General features: G+C 68.2%; 11 protein-coding genes and 3 pseudogenes. 12 read left to right on the top strand and 2 right to left on the bottom strand.

Annotated elements, in window-relative coordinates:
* The 7 genes and pseudogenes from BMG07_RS33995 to BMG07_RS34025 all read left to right on the top strand — a co-directional run.
* A partial coding sequence (locus BMG07_RS33995; protein WP_198088196.1) for a TolC family protein occupies positions 1-600 on the top strand: 600 nt, incomplete at its 5' end.
* 18 nt (positions 601-618) lie between these two features.
* A complete protein-coding gene (locus BMG07_RS34000; RefSeq protein ID WP_198088197.1) occupies positions 619-2013 on the top strand; it encodes an efflux RND transporter periplasmic adaptor subunit in 1395 nt (464 codons plus the stop codon).
* A gap of 10 nt (positions 2014-2023) precedes the next feature.
* On the top strand, positions 2024-5236 hold the full coding sequence (locus BMG07_RS34005; RefSeq protein ID WP_198088198.1) for a CusA/CzcA family heavy metal efflux RND transporter: 3213 nt from the start codon (positions 2024-2026) through the stop codon (positions 5234-5236).
* Positions 5226-6137 (top strand): cation diffusion facilitator family transporter, encoded by a 912-nt coding sequence (locus tag BMG07_RS34010; RefSeq protein ID WP_198088199.1) that lies wholly within the window; start codon positions 5226-5228, stop codon positions 6135-6137. The genes BMG07_RS34005 and BMG07_RS34010 overlap by 11 nt, the downstream gene beginning before the upstream one ends.
* Before the next feature lie 260 nt (positions 6138-6397).
* A pseudogene (gene katG / locus BMG07_RS34015) lies at positions 6398-8654 on the top strand (catalase/peroxidase HPI).
* 89 nt (positions 8655-8743) lie between these two features.
* A complete protein-coding gene (locus tag BMG07_RS34020; protein ID WP_198088200.1) occupies positions 8744-9550 on the top strand; it encodes an alpha/beta hydrolase in 807 nt (268 codons plus the stop codon).
* A gap of 97 nt (positions 9551-9647) precedes the next feature.
* Positions 9648-10052, top strand: coding sequence for a hypothetical protein (locus BMG07_RS34025; protein WP_198088201.1), 405 nt, complete (start codon positions 9648-9650; stop codon positions 10050-10052).
* A 13-nt stretch (positions 10053-10065) separates the two neighbouring features.
* Here the strand turns inward: BMG07_RS34025 and mog are convergent.
* Positions 10066-10655, bottom strand: a pseudogene (gene mog / locus BMG07_RS34030) (molybdopterin adenylyltransferase).
* Between the two features lie 46 nt (positions 10656-10701).
* Positions 10702-11358 (bottom strand): ribosome biogenesis factor YjgA, encoded by a 657-nt coding sequence (gene yjgA, locus BMG07_RS34035; RefSeq protein ID WP_198088202.1) that lies wholly within the window; start codon positions 11356-11358, stop codon positions 10702-10704.
* Positions 11359-11467: 109 nt separating this feature from the next.
* Between yjgA and pmbA the strand changes: the two genes are divergently transcribed.
* The 5 genes and pseudogenes from pmbA (at position 11468) to BMG07_RS34060 (ending at position 17061) form a co-directional block, all read left to right on the top strand.
* The gene (gene pmbA / locus BMG07_RS34040; RefSeq protein ID WP_198088203.1) at positions 11468-12838 is read left to right on the top strand and encodes a metalloprotease PmbA; all 1371 of its coding nucleotides are present in this window, start codon (positions 11468-11470) and stop codon (positions 12836-12838) included.
* 65 nt (positions 12839-12903) lie between these two features.
* On the top strand, positions 12904-13857 hold the full coding sequence (locus BMG07_RS34045) for an AraC family transcriptional regulator (RefSeq protein WP_198088204.1): 954 nt from the start codon (positions 12904-12906) through the stop codon (positions 13855-13857).
* Between the two features lie 192 nt (positions 13858-14049).
* On the top strand, positions 14050-15345 hold the full coding sequence (locus BMG07_RS34050) for a sugar ABC transporter substrate-binding protein (protein WP_374221353.1): 1296 nt from the start codon (positions 14050-14052) through the stop codon (positions 15343-15345).
* Positions 15345-16223, top strand: coding sequence for a carbohydrate ABC transporter permease (locus BMG07_RS34055; RefSeq protein WP_198088205.1), 879 nt, complete (start codon positions 15345-15347; stop codon positions 16221-16223). The genes BMG07_RS34050 and BMG07_RS34055 overlap by 1 nt, the downstream gene beginning before the upstream one ends.
* A gap of 26 nt (positions 16224-16249) precedes the next feature.
* Positions 16250-17061: pseudogene (locus BMG07_RS34060) on the top strand (carbohydrate ABC transporter permease).
* Positions 17062-17143: the final 82 nt, after the last annotated feature.

Consider the following 17143-nt stretch of genomic DNA (forward strand, 5'->3'; position numbering starts at 1 on the left):
CGCCTCGGCGCGGCGCCCGTGGTGCGGCAGGCGCGGCTCGAGGTCGAGCGGCGGCGCGCGCTGTCCGAGCTGGAGCAGGCCAAGCGCATTCCCGACGTGACCGTGTCGCTGGGCGCCAAGCGCGTGCCGGCGTCCGACGGCGAGACCGGCGGCAGCCGGCGCAACCAGGTGGTGGTGGGGCTGTCGGTGCCGCTGCCGATCTTCGACACCAACCGAGGCAATGTGGCCGAGGCCCTGAGCCGCGAGGAAAAGGCGCGCGACGACCTCGCCGCCGCCCAGCTGCAACTGGGCGCCGACGTGGCGCAGGCCGGCGAGCGCCTGCGCTCCGCGCGCGCCACCGCGCAGACGCTGCAGCACGACGCGCTGCCCGGCGCCGAGACCGCCTACAGGGCCGCGACCAAGGGCTTCGAGCTGGGCAAGTTCAGCTTTCTCGAGGCGCTGGATGCGCAGCGCACGTTGTTCCAGGTGCGCGCGCAGTACCTGCTGGCGCTAGCCGACGCGCACCGCGCGGCCGGCGACCTCGACCGCCTGCTGGGCAACGAAGGCGACGACATCTCTTTCGCGACACCCCTGGCGCCGACCGTGCCCGTGTCGCGCTGACAAGGAAAGCAACAGACCATGAACACAAAGAACAGCAGCACCTTCGCCGAGCGCGTGGGCAAGAAGCAGTGGATGGCGATCGTCGCCGTCCTCGTCGTGGGGCTCGGCGCGGGCGCATTGATCTTGCGCACGGCGCCCGCCAAGCCCGAGGCGGCCGGCCATTCGGAAGCGGCCGGCCACGGCGACGGCGAGCACCATGAAGAAGCAGGCAAGGCCCACGGCAAGGAAGAAGGCAAGGACCACGACCACAGCCACGGCGAGGCCGAGGGCCATGCCGACAAGGAGCACCACGCGCAAGGCCAGGAAGAGGGTGGCAAGCAGGCGGATGCTTCGGGCACTGCGGGCGAAGCGAAGAAGCCGGAATCCGCCGGGCACAAGGAAGACGAAGAAACCATCGCCTTCACCGACGCGCAGATCAAGGCCGCCGACATGACCCTCGAGAGCGCCGGCCCCGCGCGCATCAAGTCGTCGCTGCAGCTGCCCGGCGAGATCAAGTTCAACGAAGACCGCACCGCCCACGTGGTGCCGCGCGTGGCGGGCGTGGTCGACAGCGTGTCGGCCAACCTGGGCCAGGAGGTCAAGCGCGGCCAGGTGCTCGCGGTGCTGTCGAGCCCCGCGCTGTCGGAGCAGCGCAGCGAGCTGCAGTCGGCCCAGCGCCGGCTCGAGCTGGCGCGCACCACCTACGCGCGCGAGAAGACGCTGTGGGAAGAAAAGATCTCGCCCCAGCAGGACTACCTGCAGGCGCAGCAGGTGATGCAGGAGGCGCAGATCGCCGTGGCCAACGCCAACCAGAAGCTGCTGGCGCTGGGCGCCACGCCGGGCTCGTCGGCGCTGGGCCGCTACGAGTTGCGCGCCCCCTTCGACGGCATGGTGGTCGAAAAGCACATCTCGCTCGGCGAATCGGTGGGCGAGGCGGTCAACGTGTTCACCATCTCCGACCTGTCGACCGTGTGGGCCGAGATCAGCGTGGCCGCCAACAACCTGAACCTGGTGCGCATCGGCGAGCCGGTGAGCATCCGCTCCAGCGCCTTCGACCAGACGGCCACGGGCAAGGTCTCCTACGTGGGTTCGCTCATCGGCGCGCAGACGCGCACCGCCACCGCGCGCGTCACGCTGACCAACCCCGACCGCATCTGGCGTCCGGGCCTGTTCGTGAATGTCGAGCTCGTGGCCGGCGAAACCGACGCGCCCGTGACCGTGTCGACCGAAGCCGTGCAGACCGTGGAAGACAAGCCCACCGTGTTCCTGCGCGTGCCCGGCGGCTTCGTGCCGCAGCACGTGCAGACCGGGCGCAGCGACGGCAAGCGCATCGAGATCACGGGCGGGCTGAAGCCCGGCGCGACCTATGCCGCCAGCGGCAGCTTCATCGTGAAATCGCAGCAGGGCAAGAGCTCGGCCACGCACACCCACTGAGGACGCCCGCATGTTCGAACGAATCATCCGCTTCTCCATCGAGCAGCGCTGGCTGATCCTGCTCGCCGTGCTCGGCATGGCCGCGCTCGGCGTCTTCAGCTACCAGAAGCTGCCCATCGACGCGGTGCCCGACATCACCAACGTGCAGGTGCAGATCAACACCGCCGCGCCCGGCTACTCGCCGCTGGAGACCGAGCAGCGCGTGACCTACCCGATCGAGACCGTCATGGCCGGCCTGCCGGGCCTGCAGCAGACGCGCTCGCTGTCGCGCTACGGCCTGTCGCAGGTCACGGTGATCTTCAAGGACGGCACCGACATCTACTTTGCGCGCCAGCTCGTCAACGAGCGCATCCAGTCGGCCAGGGAAGGCATGCCGCGCGGCATCTCGCCGGTGATCGGGCCCATCTCCACGGGCCTCGGCGAAATCTACCTCTGGACGGTGGAGGCCGAGGAGGGCGCGAAGAAGGCCGACGGCAAGCCGTATTCGCCCACCGACCTGCGCGAGATCCAGGACTGGATCATCAAGCCGCAGCTGCGCAACGTGGCGGGCGTGACCGAGATCAATTCCATCGGCGGCTACGCCAAGGAGTTCCAGATCGCGCCCGACCCGGCCAAACTGCTGGCCCACGGCCTCACCATGGCCGACCTGGTCACCGCGCTGGAGCGCAACAACGCCAACGTGGGCGCGGGCTACATCGAGAAGCGCGGCGAGCAGTACCTGATTCGCGCGCCGGGCCAGGTGAAGTCGATCGAGGACATCGGCAACGTCATTCTCGGCAACGCCAACGGCATTCCGCTGCGCGTGCAGGACGTGGCCCAAGTGGGCATCGGCAAGGAGCTGCGCACGGGCGCGGCCACCGACAACGGCCGCGAGGTGGTGCTGGGCACCGTGTTCATGCTGATCGGCGAGAACAGCCGCACCGTGTCGCAGGCCGTCGACAAGAAGATGCAGGAGATCAACCGCACGCTGCCCGCCGGCGTGAAGGCGGTGACGGTGTACGACCGCACGGTGCTGGTCGACAAGGCCATTGCCACTGTGAAGAAGAACCTGTTCGAGGGCGCGGTGCTGGTCATTGCCATCCTGTTCCTGTTCCTGGGCAACATCCGCGCGGCGCTGATCACCGCGCTGGTCATTCCGCTGTCGATGCTCTTCACCTTCACCGGCATGGTGAACCAGAAGATCAGCGCCAACCTCATGAGCCTGGGCGCGCTGGACTTTGGCATCATCATCGACGGGGCGGTGGTGATCGTGGAGAACTGCGTGCGAAGGCTGGCCCATGCGCAGGCCCGGCACGGGCGGCCGCTCACGCGCAGCGAGCGCTTTCACGAAGTGTTCGCGGCCTCGCAGGAGGCGCGCCGGCCGCTGCTGTTCGGCCAGCTCATCATCATGATCGTGTACCTGCCGATCTTTGCGCTCACGGGCGTGGAGGGCAAGCTGTTCCACCCGATGGCCTTCACCGTGGTGATCGCGCTGCTGGGCGCGATGATCCTGTCGATCACCTTCATTCCCGCGGCCGTGGCGCTGTTCATCGGCAACAAGGTCGGCGAAAAGGAAAACCGCCTGATGCTGTGGGCCAAGCGCGGCTACGAGCCGCTGCTGGCGCGCGTCATGAGCGCCAAGCCGCTGGTCATCACCACGGCGGTGGTGGCGGTGCTGCTGTCGGGCCTGCTGGCCACGCGGCTGGGCACCGAGTTCGTGCCGAGCCTGAGCGAGGGCGACTTCGCGATCCAGGCGCTGCGCATTCCGGGCACCAGCCTCACGCAATCGGTCGAGATGCAGAAGCAGCTCGAAAGCACGCTGAAGGCGAAGTTCCCGGAAATCGAACGCATCTTCGCGCGCACCGGCACGGCCGAGATCGCGTCCGACCCGATGCCGCCGAACATTTCCGACGGCTACATCATGCTCAAGCCCGAGAGCGAATGGCCCAAGCCGCGCCGCTCGCGCGCCGAGGTGCTGGCGGCGGTGCAGGAAGAGGTCGAGAAGCTGCCGGGCAACAACTACGAGTTCTCGCAGCCCATCCAGCTGCGCTTCAACGAGCTGATCTCGGGCGTGCGAAGCGACGTGGCCGTGAAGATCTTCGGCGACGACATGGACGTGCTGAACAAGACCGCGGCCGAGGTGTCGCAGGCGCTGGGCAAGATCCCCGGCGCGGCCGAGGTGAAGGTCGAGCAGACCACCGGCCTGCCCATGCTCACGGTGAACATCGACCGCAACAAGACCGCGCGCTACGGCCTGAACGTGGGCGACGTGCAGGACGCGATCTCGGTCGCGGTGGGCGGGCGCGAGGCGGGCACGCTGTTCGACGGCGACCGGCGCTTCGACATCATCGTGCGGCTGCCCGAGAACCTGCGCACCGACTTGGCGGCCATCCAGCGGCTGCCCGTGGCGCTGCCCAAGGGCGCGGGCGCGGAGGGCGCGCGCACCAGCTTCATCCCGCTGGGCGAGGTGGCCACGCTCGACATCGCGCCGGGCCCCAACCAGGTGAGCCGCGAGGACGGCAAGCGCCGCATCGTGGTGAGCGCCAACGTGCGCGGGCGCGACCTCGGTTCCTTCGTGGCCGAGGCCGAGGTGGCGATGCGGAAGGTGAGCATTCCCAGCGGCTACTGGACCGTGTGGGGCGGTCAGTACGAGAACCTGGCCTCGGCCACGCAGCGGCTGCAGGTGGTGGTGCCGGTGTCGCTGCTGCTGGTGTTCACGCTGCTGTTCGCGATGTTCGGCAACCTGAAGGATGGCCTGCTGGTGTTCACCGGCATTCCGTTCGCGCTCACGGGCGGCATCGTGGCGCTGTGGATGCGCGGCATACCGCTGTCGATCTCGGCGGCGGTGGGCTTCATTGCGCTGTCGGGCGTGGCGGTGCTCAACGGGCTGGTGATGATCTCGTTCATCCGCAACCTGCGCGAGAGCGGCATGCCGCTCGACGCCGCCATCCGCGAGGGTGCGCTCACGCGGCTGCGGCCCGTGCTGATGACGGCGCTGGTCGCGTCGCTGGGCTTCGTGCCGATGGCCATCGCCACCGGCACCGGCGCCGAGGTGCAGCGGCCGCTGGCCACGGTGGTGATCGGCGGTATCCTGTCGTCGACCGCGCTGACGCTGCTGGTGCTTCCGCTGCTCTACCGCATCGCGCACCGGCGCGACGAAGACGAGGTGCAGGAGGAGCGTTCGGCGCAGAGCCACGGCGCGCCGCTCGACGACCCTGCACTGCGAGGATCCCATGGCACATGAGCATTCACACGCCGTCGGCGGCAACGAGAAAGCACTGCGCTGGGCGCTGCTGCTGACCTCGGTCTACCTCGTCGCCGAGGTGGTGGGCGGGCTGGTGTCGGGCAGCCTCGCGCTGCTGTCCGACGCGGCCCACATGTTCACCGACACCGTGGCGCTGGCGATCTCGCTGGCCGCCATCTGGATCGGCAAGCGGCCCGCCGACAAGCGGCGCACCTTCGGCTACTACCGCTTCGAGATCCTGGCGGCCGTGCTGAATGCGGTGCTGCTGTTCTTCGTGGCGATCTACGTGCTGTACGAGGCGTGGCGGCGCATCTCGGCGCCGGCCGAGATCCAGTCGACCATGATGCTGCTGGTGGCCATTGGCGGTCTGGTCGTCAACCTCGTCGGCATGCGGCTGCTCGCGGCGGGCAAGGACAAGAGCCTGAACGTGAAGGGCGCCTACCTCGAGGTGTGGGCCGACATGCTGGGCTCGGTCGGCGTGATCGTGGGCGCGCTGGTCATCCGCTTCACGGGCCGGGCCTGGGTCGACTCGGTGATTGCGGTGGCCATCGGCCTGTGGGTGCTGCCGCGCACGTGGCGGCTTCTGCGCGAGAGCCTCAACGTGCTGCTCGAAGGCGTGCCCGACGATGTCGACCTGCCGGAAGTCGAACGCGCGCTGCTGGCAAGCGAAGGCGTCGCCAGCGTGCACGACCTGCATGTGTGGGCGCTGTCCAGCGGCAAGGTGAGCCTGAGCGTGCATGTGGTCGGCACGCCCGATATCGGCGACCTGGCGCCGTTGACGCTGCGGCTGCGCGCGCTGCTTGCGGAGCGCTTCGACATTCACCACTCGACCGTGCAGGCCGAGCGCGTGCCTTGCGAGCAGGCCGCGGACAGCCATGGGTTCGGGCCGGCCACGGCCTGAGTTCAGGGCGCGTACTTCATCAGCACCGCGCTGAAGTACTTGCCTTCGGTCACTTCTCTTCTCGATGCATGGAGATCGATTGCCCAGCGACATGCGATGGGGCTATAAAGCCCAAGGCCGGGCGGCGAAGACCGCACGGCGAATGGCCTGCATCGCCTGCGTGCGCTATCGCTGGAATTGAATGCTTCTATTCGCCTCACAGCGCCTTCTGTCAGAGAATTTGATTCATCCCCTCGCAGCAGAAAACAGGAGTTCTCCCCATGAGCAGTGACAAGTCCGAAGCCAAGTGTCCCTTCAGCCAGGCCGCGGGTGCCGGCACCACGAACAAGGACTGGTGGCCCCAGCAGTTGCGCGTCGACCTGCTGCATCAGCACTCGTCGAAATCCGATCCGATGGACAAGGACTTCGACTACGCCGCCGCCTTCAAGAGCCTCGATCTGGCCGCGCTGAAGAAAGACCTCGCCGCCTTGATGACCGACTCGCAGGACTGGTGGCCGGCCGACTTCGGCCACTACGGCCCGCTGTTCGTTCGCATGGCCTGGCACAGCGCGGGCACCTACCGCATCGGCGACGGACGCGGCGGTGCTGGTCGTGGCCAGCAGCGCTTTGCGCCGCTCAACAGCTGGCCCGACAACGTGAGCCTGGACAAGGCACGCCGCCTGCTGTGGCCGATCAAGCAGAAGTACGGCAACAAGATTTCGTGGGCCGACCTGTTGATTCTCACGGGCAACGTCGCGCTCGAAACCATGGGCTTCAAGACCTTCGGCTTTGCCGGTGGCCGCGCCGATGTGTGGGAACCCGACCAGGACGTGTACTGGGGCCGCGAGACCACCTGGCTGGGCGGTGACGTCCGCTATTCGCAAGGCTCGCCCGGTGTCGACAAGGCCGGCGCCGTGCTCGTGAAGGACGACGACAGCAAGGTGCCGCACACCCGCGACCTCGAGAACCCGTTGGCCGCCGTGCAGATGGGCCTGATCTACGTGAACCCCGAGGCCCGGACGGCAACCCCGACCCGCTGGCCGCGGCACGCGACATCCGCGACACCTTCGGGCGCATGGCCATGGACGACGAAGAAACCGTGGCGCTCATCGCCGGCGGCCACAGCTTCGGCAAGACCCACGGCGCGGGCCCGGCAACGCACGTCGGGCACGAGCCCGAGGCGGCGGGCATCGAGGACCAGGGCCTGGGCTGGAAGAGCAGCTTCGGCAGCGGCAAGGGCGGCGATGCCATCACCAGCGGCCTGGAAGTCACCTGGACCACCACGCCGACGAAGTGGAGCAACAACTTCTTCGAGAACCTGTTCGGCTACGAATGGGAACTCACGAAGAGCCCCGCCGGCGCGCACCAGTGGGTGGCCAAGGGCGGCGCCGCGCGGGCACCATTCCCGACGCGCACGACGCGTCGAAGCGCCACGCGCCGACCATGCTCACCACCGACCTGTCGCTGCGCGTGGACCCGGCCTACGAGAAGATCTCGCGCCGCTTCCTCGCCAACCCCGACCAGCTCGCCGATGCATTCGCCCGCGCATGGTTCAAGCTCACGCACCGCGACATGGGACCGCGCGCACGCTACCTCGGCCCGGAAGTGCCGGCCGAAGAGTTGATCTGGCAAGACCCGATTCCGGCGGTCGACCACGCACTGGTCGACGCGCAGGACGTCGCGGCGCTCACGAAGCAGGTACTGGCCTCGGGCCTCACGCCCGCGCAGTTGGTGTCGACGGCATGGGCCTCGGCATCGACCTTCCGCGGCTCCGACAAGCGCGGCGGCGCGAACGGCGCGCGCATTCGCCTGGCACCGCAGAAAGACTGGGCCGTGAACGAGCCGGCGCAACTGGGCAAGGTGCTGCAGGTGCTCGAAGGCATTCGCGCCGAGTTCAACGGCGCGCAAAAGGGCGGCAAGAAGATCTCGATCGCCGACCTGATCGTGCTGGCCGGTGGCGCGGGCGTGGAGCAAGCCGCGCGCAACGCCGGCCGCGAGGTCAAGGTGCCGTTCTCGCCGGGCCGCGCCGACGCGTCGCAGGACCAGACCGACGTGCCCTCGTTCGAGCCGCTGGAGCCGGCGGCCGACGGCTTTCGCAACTACACCCGGGCGCGTTTCAGCGTGCCCGCCGAAGTGCTGCTCGTCGACCGGGCACAACTGCTGACGCTGACCGCGCCGGAAATGACGGTGCTCCTCGGCGGCCTGCGCGTGATCGGTGCCAACGCCGGTCAAACGAAGGACGGCGTCTTCACGAAGAAGCCGGGCGCGTTGAGCAACGACTTCTTCGTCAACCTGCTCGACATGGGCACGGAGTGGAAGGCGGCCGCGGCCGGCAACGACAGGTACGAAGGGCGCGACCGCAAGTCGGGCGAGCTGAAGTGGACCGGCACGCGCGCCGACCTGGTCTTCGGCTCCAACGCGCAACTGCGCGCCGTGGCCGAGATCTACGCAAGCGCCGATGCGCAGGACAAGTTCACGAAGGACTTCGTGGCTGCGTGGACGAAGGTGATGAACCTCGACAGGTTCGACCTGGCCTGAGGTTCGCCGCACGCCGGAGGTTTTCGAAAGCCTCCGGCCCGGACGCCGGGGCCATGCAGGTGGTGAATGCAGTTGCCAGGAGATCGCCGATGTACCGCGCTGCCCGTTGCTGGATCGCTGGCTTCCTGATGGCGTTGGCCGCGCATGGCCCGGCCCAGGCGCAGACCACGCAGCAGGTGGTGGACATTCCCACCCGCCCCGGCGTGACGCAGCGAGTGCTCGTGCTGTCGCCACCCGATCCCAAGGCCGCCGTCATCCTGCTCGCGGGTGGGCACGGCGGGCTGCAGATCTTTCCCAACGGCTCGTTCGCCTGGGGCGCCGGCAATTTCCTCGTTCGCACGCGGCAGTCGTTCGCGGACCAGGGGCTCATGGTGGCGGTGATCGACGCGCCCTCCGACCGGCAGAGCCCGCCGTACCTGAGCGGGTTCCGCCAGAAGCCCGAACACGCGGCGGACCTGAAGGCGGTCATTGCTTGGATGCGCGAGCAGGCCAAGGTGCCCGTGTGGCTGGTGGGCACCAGCCGGGGCACGCAGTCGGCGGCGTATGTCGCCACCGAGCTGTCCGGCCCTCAAGGCCCGGACGGCCCGGACGGCATCGTGCTGACTTCGACCATCCTCGCGGACCGTGGCGGCCGGCCCGTTCCGGCCATGCCGCTGGAGAACATCCGCATTCCCGTGCTCGTGGTGCACCACGAGCAGGACGGCTGCGCGCTCTGCGCGTACGCCAAGGTGCCGGAGCTCATGGGCAAGCTCGGCAACTCGTCGAGGAAGGAACTGCTGAGCTTCACCGGCGGCCAGAGCAGGGGCGACCCCTGCGAGGCCATGGCCTATCACGGCTTCAACGGGCTCGAACTCGAAGTGGTGCCGCGAATCGCGTCGTGGATCCTGGGCAAGTAGCCAAACAGCAACGTGTGCCGAAGCTGAAGAAGCCGGGGCGCCACTTGTCGGACAATCGCCCCGCGCACGTCGCGCCTGAATCACAACACGCAGATCGATGGGTAGCTACGACAAGTCTTCCGCACGCACCACCACCACGGCCGACCCGCGCCCGCAGCAGCGGCGCCGGGTTCATGGCGGCTCGCCCTCGCATCCGCCGATGGCATTCGATGTCGGCCCGGCCGCCGCGCCGGCCGCACCCGCCAAGGCCGCCAAGGCTGGCAGGCCCGCCGGCGTGCGGACCTGGCGCTCGACGGTGGTCGGTGTGTCGCTGGGCCTGGGGCTCGTGCTGGCGCTGTCCATGAAGTGGCTCATGGGCTACCAGATCGACAGCGCCGAAGAGCGCCGCGTGCAGCAGAAGGCGGCGCGGGCGGCGGCCGCGCGCTGCTACGAGCAGGCGTCGCCCGCGGCGGTCAATGCGTGCCTGAAGGACGTGGAGGCCAGGAGCCTGCCGACGCCCTAGGCGCTCGCTGTGCTCAGGCGCGGGTGCGGATGGCCGACTTGGGCCGGAAGGCCTTGCAGACCGTGTCGTCGGTTTCCAGGTACGGCCCGCCGATCAGGTCGATGCAGTAGGGCACCGCCGCGAAGATGCCCGGCACGACCCGCGCGCCGTTCGCGTCCTTCAGCCCTTCGAGCGTTTCCGCGATCGATTTGGGCTGGCCCGGCAGGTTGATGATCAGGCTCTGCCCGCGAATCACCGCCACCTGCCGCGACAGGATCGCGGTCGGCACGAAGCGCAGGCTGATCTGGCGCATCTGCTCGCCGAAGCCGGGCATTTCCTTGTGGGCCACGGCCAGCGTGGCTCGGGCGTCACGTCGCGCAGGGCCGGGCCGGTGCCGCCGGTGGTCAGCACCAGCGAGCAGCCGGCGTCGACCAGCTCGATCAGCGCGGCGCTGATGCGCTCGGCTTCGTCGGGAATCAGCCGGGGTTCGAACTCGATGGGGTTCTTCAGCGCCTTGGCCAGCCATTCCTTCAGCGAGGGCAGGCCCTTGTCCTCGTAGGCGCCGCTGGAGGCGCGGTCGCTGACCGAGACGATGCCGATGCGGACGGGGTCAAAGGTGCTCATGGTCTTGCTTCCTCCCCCCGGGAGGGCAGGCGGAAATACGGGTGGCTCATGCGTCCTCTTCGCGGTCCTGGGCAGCCGCCGCCGCCGCATGGTCGTCGCCGCCATGCACCGCCAGTTGCTCGCGCACCAGCTGGAAGATCTCGCGGTAGGCCTTGCCCTGGCGGGGGGCTTCCCCGGCCGGGCCGGTCTTCATGTCCTTGCGGGCCTGGCGCACCAGGGCGCGCAGCTGCTGGGAGTCGGTGGCGGGGTGGGTCTCGATCCAGCCGCCCAGGGCGTCGTCGTCGGCAATCAGGCGGTCGCGCCAGCGCTCGGCCTCGTGCAGGGCGGCGGTTTCGGCGGCGGGCACGCTGTTCTGCTCGGTCAGGGCCTGCTTGACGGCCTCCAGCACCTCGGGCTCCAGCTTGCGCATGAGCTTGCCGATGAACTGCATCTGGCGGCGCTTGCCCTCGAAATTGGTGATGCGCTTGGCTTCGGCGATGGCGTCGACCAGCTTCTCGTCGAGCTGGAGCGCATCGAACAGGCCGGCGCGCAGCGTGAGCAGTTCGCCGCCGAGCTTCTGGAGTTCGTCGCTTTCGCGCTTGAGGTCGGTACGGCTGGCGTCGTCGGTGCCCTTGAGCTCGCGCTTGAGCTCCAGGTCGAGTTCGCTGCCTTCGGCGACGAACTGGCCACGGACGAAATAGCCTTTTTTGGGTTTGCGGGACATGGGGGTCGATTCTGGGCCGCACCGTGCGGCGTTGCAACGCGTGTGCAATGCGCAGTGGGAAGCTGGGGGGAAAACGGGAAATGGGGGGCGCAAGTATCATAGCCACCACATGACGACATCCTCCTCGCGCGCCGATTCCGGCTTCGCCTACAGCCGCTCCTTCTTCGAAAACCTGGTCGACACGGCCTTGGCGCACGCCAAGAAGCTCGGGGCGACCGATGCCGGCGCCGAGGCGTCCGAGGGCTGCGGCCTGAGCGTCTCCGTGCGCAAGGGCGAGCTCGAGAACGTCGAGCGCAACCGCGACAAGTCGCTGGGCATCACGGTCTACGTGGGCCACCGCCGCGGCAACGCCAGCACCTCCGACTTCTCCGAGGCGGCCATCAAGCAGACCGTGCAGGCGGCCTACGACATCGCCCGCTTCACGGCCGAAGACCCGGTGAGCGGCCTGCCCGACGAAGAAGACATCGCCAAGGAACACCCCGAACTCGACCTGTTCCACCCCTGGGACGTGACGAGCGAGCAGGCCGCCCAGCTGGCGCTGGAATGCGAAGAGGCGGCCTTGACGACCGACAAGCGCATCACCAACAGCGAAGGCGCGGGCGTCTCGGCCCAGCAGAGCCACTTCTTCAGCGCCCACACGCACGGCTTCCGGGGCGGCTACGCCAGCTCGCGGCACTCGATCTCGGTGGCGCCCATCGCAGGCAAGGGCGACGGCATGCAGCGCGACGCCTGGTACAGCTCCATGCGCGCGGCCGACGAACTGGCCAGCCCGCAGGCCGTGGGCCGCTACGCCGCCGAACGGGCGCTGAGCCGCCTGAAGTCGCGCAAGATCAAGACCACCGAATGCCCGGTGCTGTTCGAGTCGCCGCTGGCCGTGGGCCTGCTGGGCGGGCTGGTGCAGGCCGTGAGCGGCGGGGCGCTCTACCGCAAAAGCAGCTTCCTGCTCGACTCGCTGGGCAAGCCCGTGCTGCCCAAGCACGTGAGCGTGGCCGAAGACCCGCACGTGATGCGCGGCAAGGGCAGCTCGCCCTTCGACGACGAAGGCGTGATCACCCGCGCGCGCAAGGTGGTCGATGCCGGCCGCCTCGAGGGCTACTTCCTCTCGACCTATTCGGCCCGCAAGCTGGGCATGAAGACCACCGGCAACGCCGGCGGCTCGCACAACCTGACGCTCAGCTCACGCCTGACCCGGCACACCGACGACCTCGACGCCATGCTCGCCAAGCTGGGCACCGGCCTGTTCGTGATCGAGCTCATGGGGCAGGGCGTGAACTACGTGACCGGCGACTACTCGCGCGGCGCCAGCGGTTTCTGGGTCGAAAAGGGCAAGATCGCCTTCCCGGTGCAGGAAATCACCATCGCCGGCAACCTGAAAGACATGCTGATGGGCATTGAAGCCATCGGGGCCGATGCGTACACTTTCGGCGCCAAGACCACGGGGTCGATCCTGGTCAACCGCATGAAAGTCGCCGGCGCATAACGGCACATAAGGCTTCGAGGTCCTGAAGCCCCGCCGCCGGCCCCCGCGCGAAGGCTCGTAGAACCATGAGACAACACGCCGCACGAAAGCCGGAACTCGAACATGAACTGCTGCGCGACCCGCGGCTGGGTTTCGAGCCCGCGGGCGGCAGCTCGGTGCGCTGTCTGCAGCACGGCGTGCCCTGGCCCTTCGACTGCTGGCACTACCACGACGAATACGAGCTGCAGTGCATCAACCGCAGCAGCGGCGATGTCTTCGTGGGCGACCACATCGGCCGCTTCGAGCCGGGCTACGTGGCGCTGGTGGGAGCGCGGCTGCCCCACACCTGGATCTCGCACGACGTGCCGCCCGAGGGCATTGCCGACCGCAGCATGGTCATCCATTTCCGCGACGAGCCGCTGCGCAAGGGCACCGACCTGTTTCCCGAGCTGAACGCGGTGCTGCCGATGCTCGAGCGGGCCAAGCTGGGCATCGAGTTCTTCGGCATCCACGCACTGGTGCGCGAGCGCTTCCTGCGCGTGCAGGCGCAGGAGGGCATGGCCCGGCTGGCCGAATTCATCGGCCTGCTGCACGAGCTGGCCCACTGGCCCGACTGGCGCCAGATTTCCAGCACCACCGGCCCCGCCGGCGAAGACCCGAGCGCCAACACCCGCATGCGCCGCGTGCTCGACTACCTCGAGCTGCACCTGACCGAGGAGCTGTCGCTGCCGGCCGTGTGCGCCGTGGCCAACATGGCCGAAAGCAGCTTCTCGCGCTACTTCCACAAGCACATGGGCGCCACCTTCACCGACTTCGTCACGCGGCTGCGCATCGCCAAGGCCTGCGAGATGCTGCAGGTGTCCGACCGGCTGGTGAGCGACATCTGCTATGACGTCGGCTTTGCCAACCTGGCCAATTTCAACCGCCGCTTCCTGCAGCTCAAGGGCATGACGCCCTCGGCCTACCGCCACCAGGCACAAGACCGCTTCGGCCTGCGCAGCGGCCAGCCCGTGCCCCCGGCGACCCTGACGAACGCTTGACGGCCGGCTGATACGGGTCTGCCCGACCCCGGCCGAACCCCGGCAAAACCCCGAGAGGGTGGTCATCAAAATACCAGCGCCCTTGCCGGCATGTACGCGGCGGCCGGGCCGTGCTGCCTACGCTTCCTCCCACCTGTTGACGCCGCGATCCGACGGCGATCCAGGGCAGGTTCACAGGAGACAAAAGCGATGATGGCTATTCACACACCCGGCCGGTCGGCCGGCTTCGCGCTGCTGGTGGCGGCACTGGCCACCTGGGGCGCCGCGGCCCAGGCGCAGGCCCCGGCCCCGCAGGTCTGCAAGGAGGACGTGCGCGTCCTGTCCCAGCCGCGCGACGGGCTGACCTTGCTCGAAAAGTACAAGGACGAGTTCAAGGCCCTGAGCGGCGCCTCGTTCAACATCGACAACCTCAACGAGAACGACCGCCGCACCAAGACCCGCGCCGACGCCTCGACCGTGGGCAAGTACAACGTGTACTACGTGGACGAGGCCAACGTGCCGCTGTTCGCCCAGTCGAAGTGGATCGTGCCGCTGGCCAGGTACTACCCGGCCGACTACGACTACGCCGACTTCGACCCCGGCCGCCAGAAGGTCGCCACCTTCGACGGCCAGGCCTGGTTCGCGCCGCTCACCGGTGGCGGCGACCTGCTGGTCTACCGCAAGGACCTGCTCGAGAAAGCCGGCGTGAAGCCGCCCACCACGCTCGAAGAGTTCGTCGAGGCCGCGAAGAAGCTCAACGACCCGGCCCACGGCGTGTACGGCGTGGCCCTGCGCGGCCAGCGCGGCTCGGGCGCCAACGTGTGGCGCTGGATGCCGTTCTTCCGCGGCAACGGCGGCCAGTGGTTCGACGGCGACAAGCCCGTCTTCGACTCGCCCGCCGCCGTGAAGGCCACGCAGACGTACCTGGACCTGTTCAAGTACTCCGCCCCCGGCACCAAGACCGGCGGCTGGGACGAGGCCACCGGCGCCTTCCTCGCGGGCAAGGTGGCGATGCTGATCGAATCGACCCCGCTGGCCGGCAACGCGCTCGACCCGAAGATGTCGACCGTGATCGGCAAGGTCGCCTACCTGCCGCCGCCTTCGCCGCTGACCGGCGGCGGCTACGGCCACGGGCTGGCCATCGGCGCCAAGGCCAACAAGACCGAAGAGGCGAAGAAGTGCGCGGGCCTGTTCGTGGCCTGGGCCACTTCCAAGCAGCAGGAGCAGCGCCGCCTGGCCGAAGGGCAGTTCGGTGAACTCAACCGCACCAGCGTGCTGGCCAGCCCCGAGTTCGCCAAGCGCTACGGCGCCGACCTGGGCAAGGCGCTGGCCGACACCGGCAAGCTCACGGCCGTGAACTTCTGGCAAGACCCCGCGTGGCCCGACTTGGGCGACCGCTGGGGGATCATTCTCGAAGAGCTGATCACCGGTTCGCGCACCGACATCAAGGGCGGCCTGGACGAACTCGACGCCTACGCCAAGCAGCTGGTCGCACGGCGCAAGAAGTGATGGGCGCTGGGGTCAAAAGAAAGACGCGGCTGCCGGTCGTCTTCATCGGACCGGGGCTGCTGGTGCTCGCGGTGCTGGCGCTGGTGCCGACGCTGTTCGCGATCGGCATCTCGCTGCAGGACCGCGAGCTGGGCCAGGCCGATTCGGGCTGGGTCTGGCTGTCGAACTACGTGCAGCTGTTTTCCGACCGGCGCTTTCTCAACTCGGTGCGCGTGTCGCTGGTGTGGGAAGTGCTGACCGTGAGCGCCACCATGGGCTTGGCGGTGCTGCTGGGCGTGCTGCTGTTCCAGTGCACCACCGCGCGCTGGCGCAACGTGCTGTCGATGCTGTTCATCGTGCCGGTGCTGCTGCCGCGCGTGTCGGCCGCGTTCGTGTGGAAGTTCGCCTTCCACCCGCTGTTCGGCTTGCTGACGTACCCGTACAAGGCCATCACCGGCGAGCCGCTCGACCTGCTGGCCAACCCGCTCACGGCGCTGCTCACCGTGGCCTTCGTGGACGTGTGGCAGTGGGGCCTGTTCTTCGCGGTCATCGTGCTGAAGCTGCTGGAGACATTGCCGCCGCAGCCCTTCGAGGCCGCGCGCATGGACCACGCCAGGACCTGGGAGGTCTATGCGTACGTGGCGCTGCCGATGCTGAAGGCACCGCTCATCAGCCTGACCTTCGTGAAGATGGTGGAGTCGCTGCGCGCCTTCGACCTGATCTACGTGATGACGCGCGGCGGCCCCGGCATCTCGACCGAGACGCTGGACATGTACGCCTTCTCGCAGGGCTTCATCGAGTCGGGCCGCATCTCGTATGCGTCGAGCATGGCGGTGCTGATGATGGTCGCCTCGACCGTGGCGTTCACCTATATCTGGAAATGGACGCGACCGAAATGAGCGCCTCACGCAAGAAGAAATTTTCCATGGGCACGCTGCTCGCGCGGCTGGTGCTGGTCGGCGCGGGGCTCTCGGCGCTGGTGCCGGTGCTCTGGACCTTTCTCAACTCGTTCAAGAACCGCGTGGACATCGTCTCGGCGGTGCCCAGGTTCTTCTTCACGCCGACGCTGGAGAACTACGTCTACGTGCTGAGCCGCGAGGCGGTGGCGCAGGGGCTGCTCAACTCCGTATTGGTGGTGGGCGCGGCGGTGATCGTCGGCGCGGTGCTGGGGCTGCGGCCGCGTATGCGCTCGCGCGCTACCCGCTGCGCTGGGCCGACGACATCCAGTTCTTCGTGCTGTCGATGCGCTTCCTGCCGCCGGTGGCCGTGGCCATTCCGCTGATGGTGATCTGGCTGCAGCTGGAGCTGTACGACACGCGCTTTGCGTTGATCGTCACCTACACGCTGCTGACCTTGTCGACCGTGATCTGGCTCGCGATCCCGGCCTTCAAGGCGGTGCCCAAGGAGGTGGAAGAAGCGGGCCGCGTGGACGGCTACGGCCCCTACGCGATCTTCTTCAAGGTGGCGCTGCCGATTGCCGCGCGCTCGCTGGTCGGCGCCATTGCCTTCGGCTTCGTGCTGGTGTGGAACGAGTTCCTCATTGCGCTGATGCTGACCACGTCGGACGCGAAAACGCTGCCCATCGTGGCGTCGGAGCTGAGCCAGCTGGGGCGCGACGTGCCGTGGGGCATCCTGAACGCCTCGGTCATTCTGTTGTCGCTGCCGCCGCTGTTGATGGTGGGCGTGCTCAGCGGCTTTCTCAACGCTGCGTTCAAGCGCAAGCGGGACGCCGCATGAAGTCCTATCGCATTTCTTCCTCCCCTTCCGGGGGAGGACCGAGGTGGGGGCTCGGCGCCTCCGCTCGGCGACGGCGCGCTTG

It is taken from the genome of Variovorax sp. E3 (assembly GCF_016082275.1).
Taxonomy (GTDB): domain Bacteria; phylum Pseudomonadota; class Gammaproteobacteria; order Burkholderiales; family Burkholderiaceae_C; genus Variovorax.

What these genes read in the sequence shown, in the direction of transcription:
- BMG07_RS34000 (WP_198088197.1), top strand. Translation starts at nt 619, where the DNA reads ATGAACACAAAGAACAGCAGCACCTTCGCCGAGCGCGTGGGCAAGAAG.
- BMG07_RS34005 (WP_198088198.1), top strand. Translation starts at nt 2,024, where the DNA reads ATGTTCGAACGAATCATCCGCTTCTCCATCGAGCAGCGCTGGCTGATC.
- BMG07_RS34010 (WP_198088199.1), top strand. Translation starts at nt 5,226, where the DNA reads ATGGCACATGAGCATTCACACGCCGTCGGCGGCAACGAGAAAGCACTG.
- BMG07_RS34020 (WP_198088200.1), top strand. Translation starts at nt 8,744, where the DNA reads ATGTACCGCGCTGCCCGTTGCTGGATCGCTGGCTTCCTGATGGCGTTG.
- BMG07_RS34025 (WP_198088201.1), top strand. Translation starts at nt 9,648, where the DNA reads ATGGGTAGCTACGACAAGTCTTCCGCACGCACCACCACCACGGCCGAC.
- yjgA (WP_198088202.1), bottom strand. Translation starts at nt 11,358, where the DNA reads ATGTCCCGCAAACCCAAAAAAGGCTATTTCGTCCGTGGCCAGTTCGTC.
- pmbA (WP_198088203.1), top strand. Translation starts at nt 11,468, where the DNA reads ATGACGACATCCTCCTCGCGCGCCGATTCCGGCTTCGCCTACAGCCGC.
- BMG07_RS34045 (WP_198088204.1), top strand. Translation starts at nt 12,904, where the DNA reads ATGAGACAACACGCCGCACGAAAGCCGGAACTCGAACATGAACTGCTG.
- BMG07_RS34050 (WP_374221353.1), top strand. Translation starts at nt 14,050, where the DNA reads ATGGCTATTCACACACCCGGCCGGTCGGCCGGCTTCGCGCTGCTGGTG.
- BMG07_RS34055 (WP_198088205.1), top strand. Translation starts at nt 15,345, where the DNA reads ATGGGCGCTGGGGTCAAAAGAAAGACGCGGCTGCCGGTCGTCTTCATC.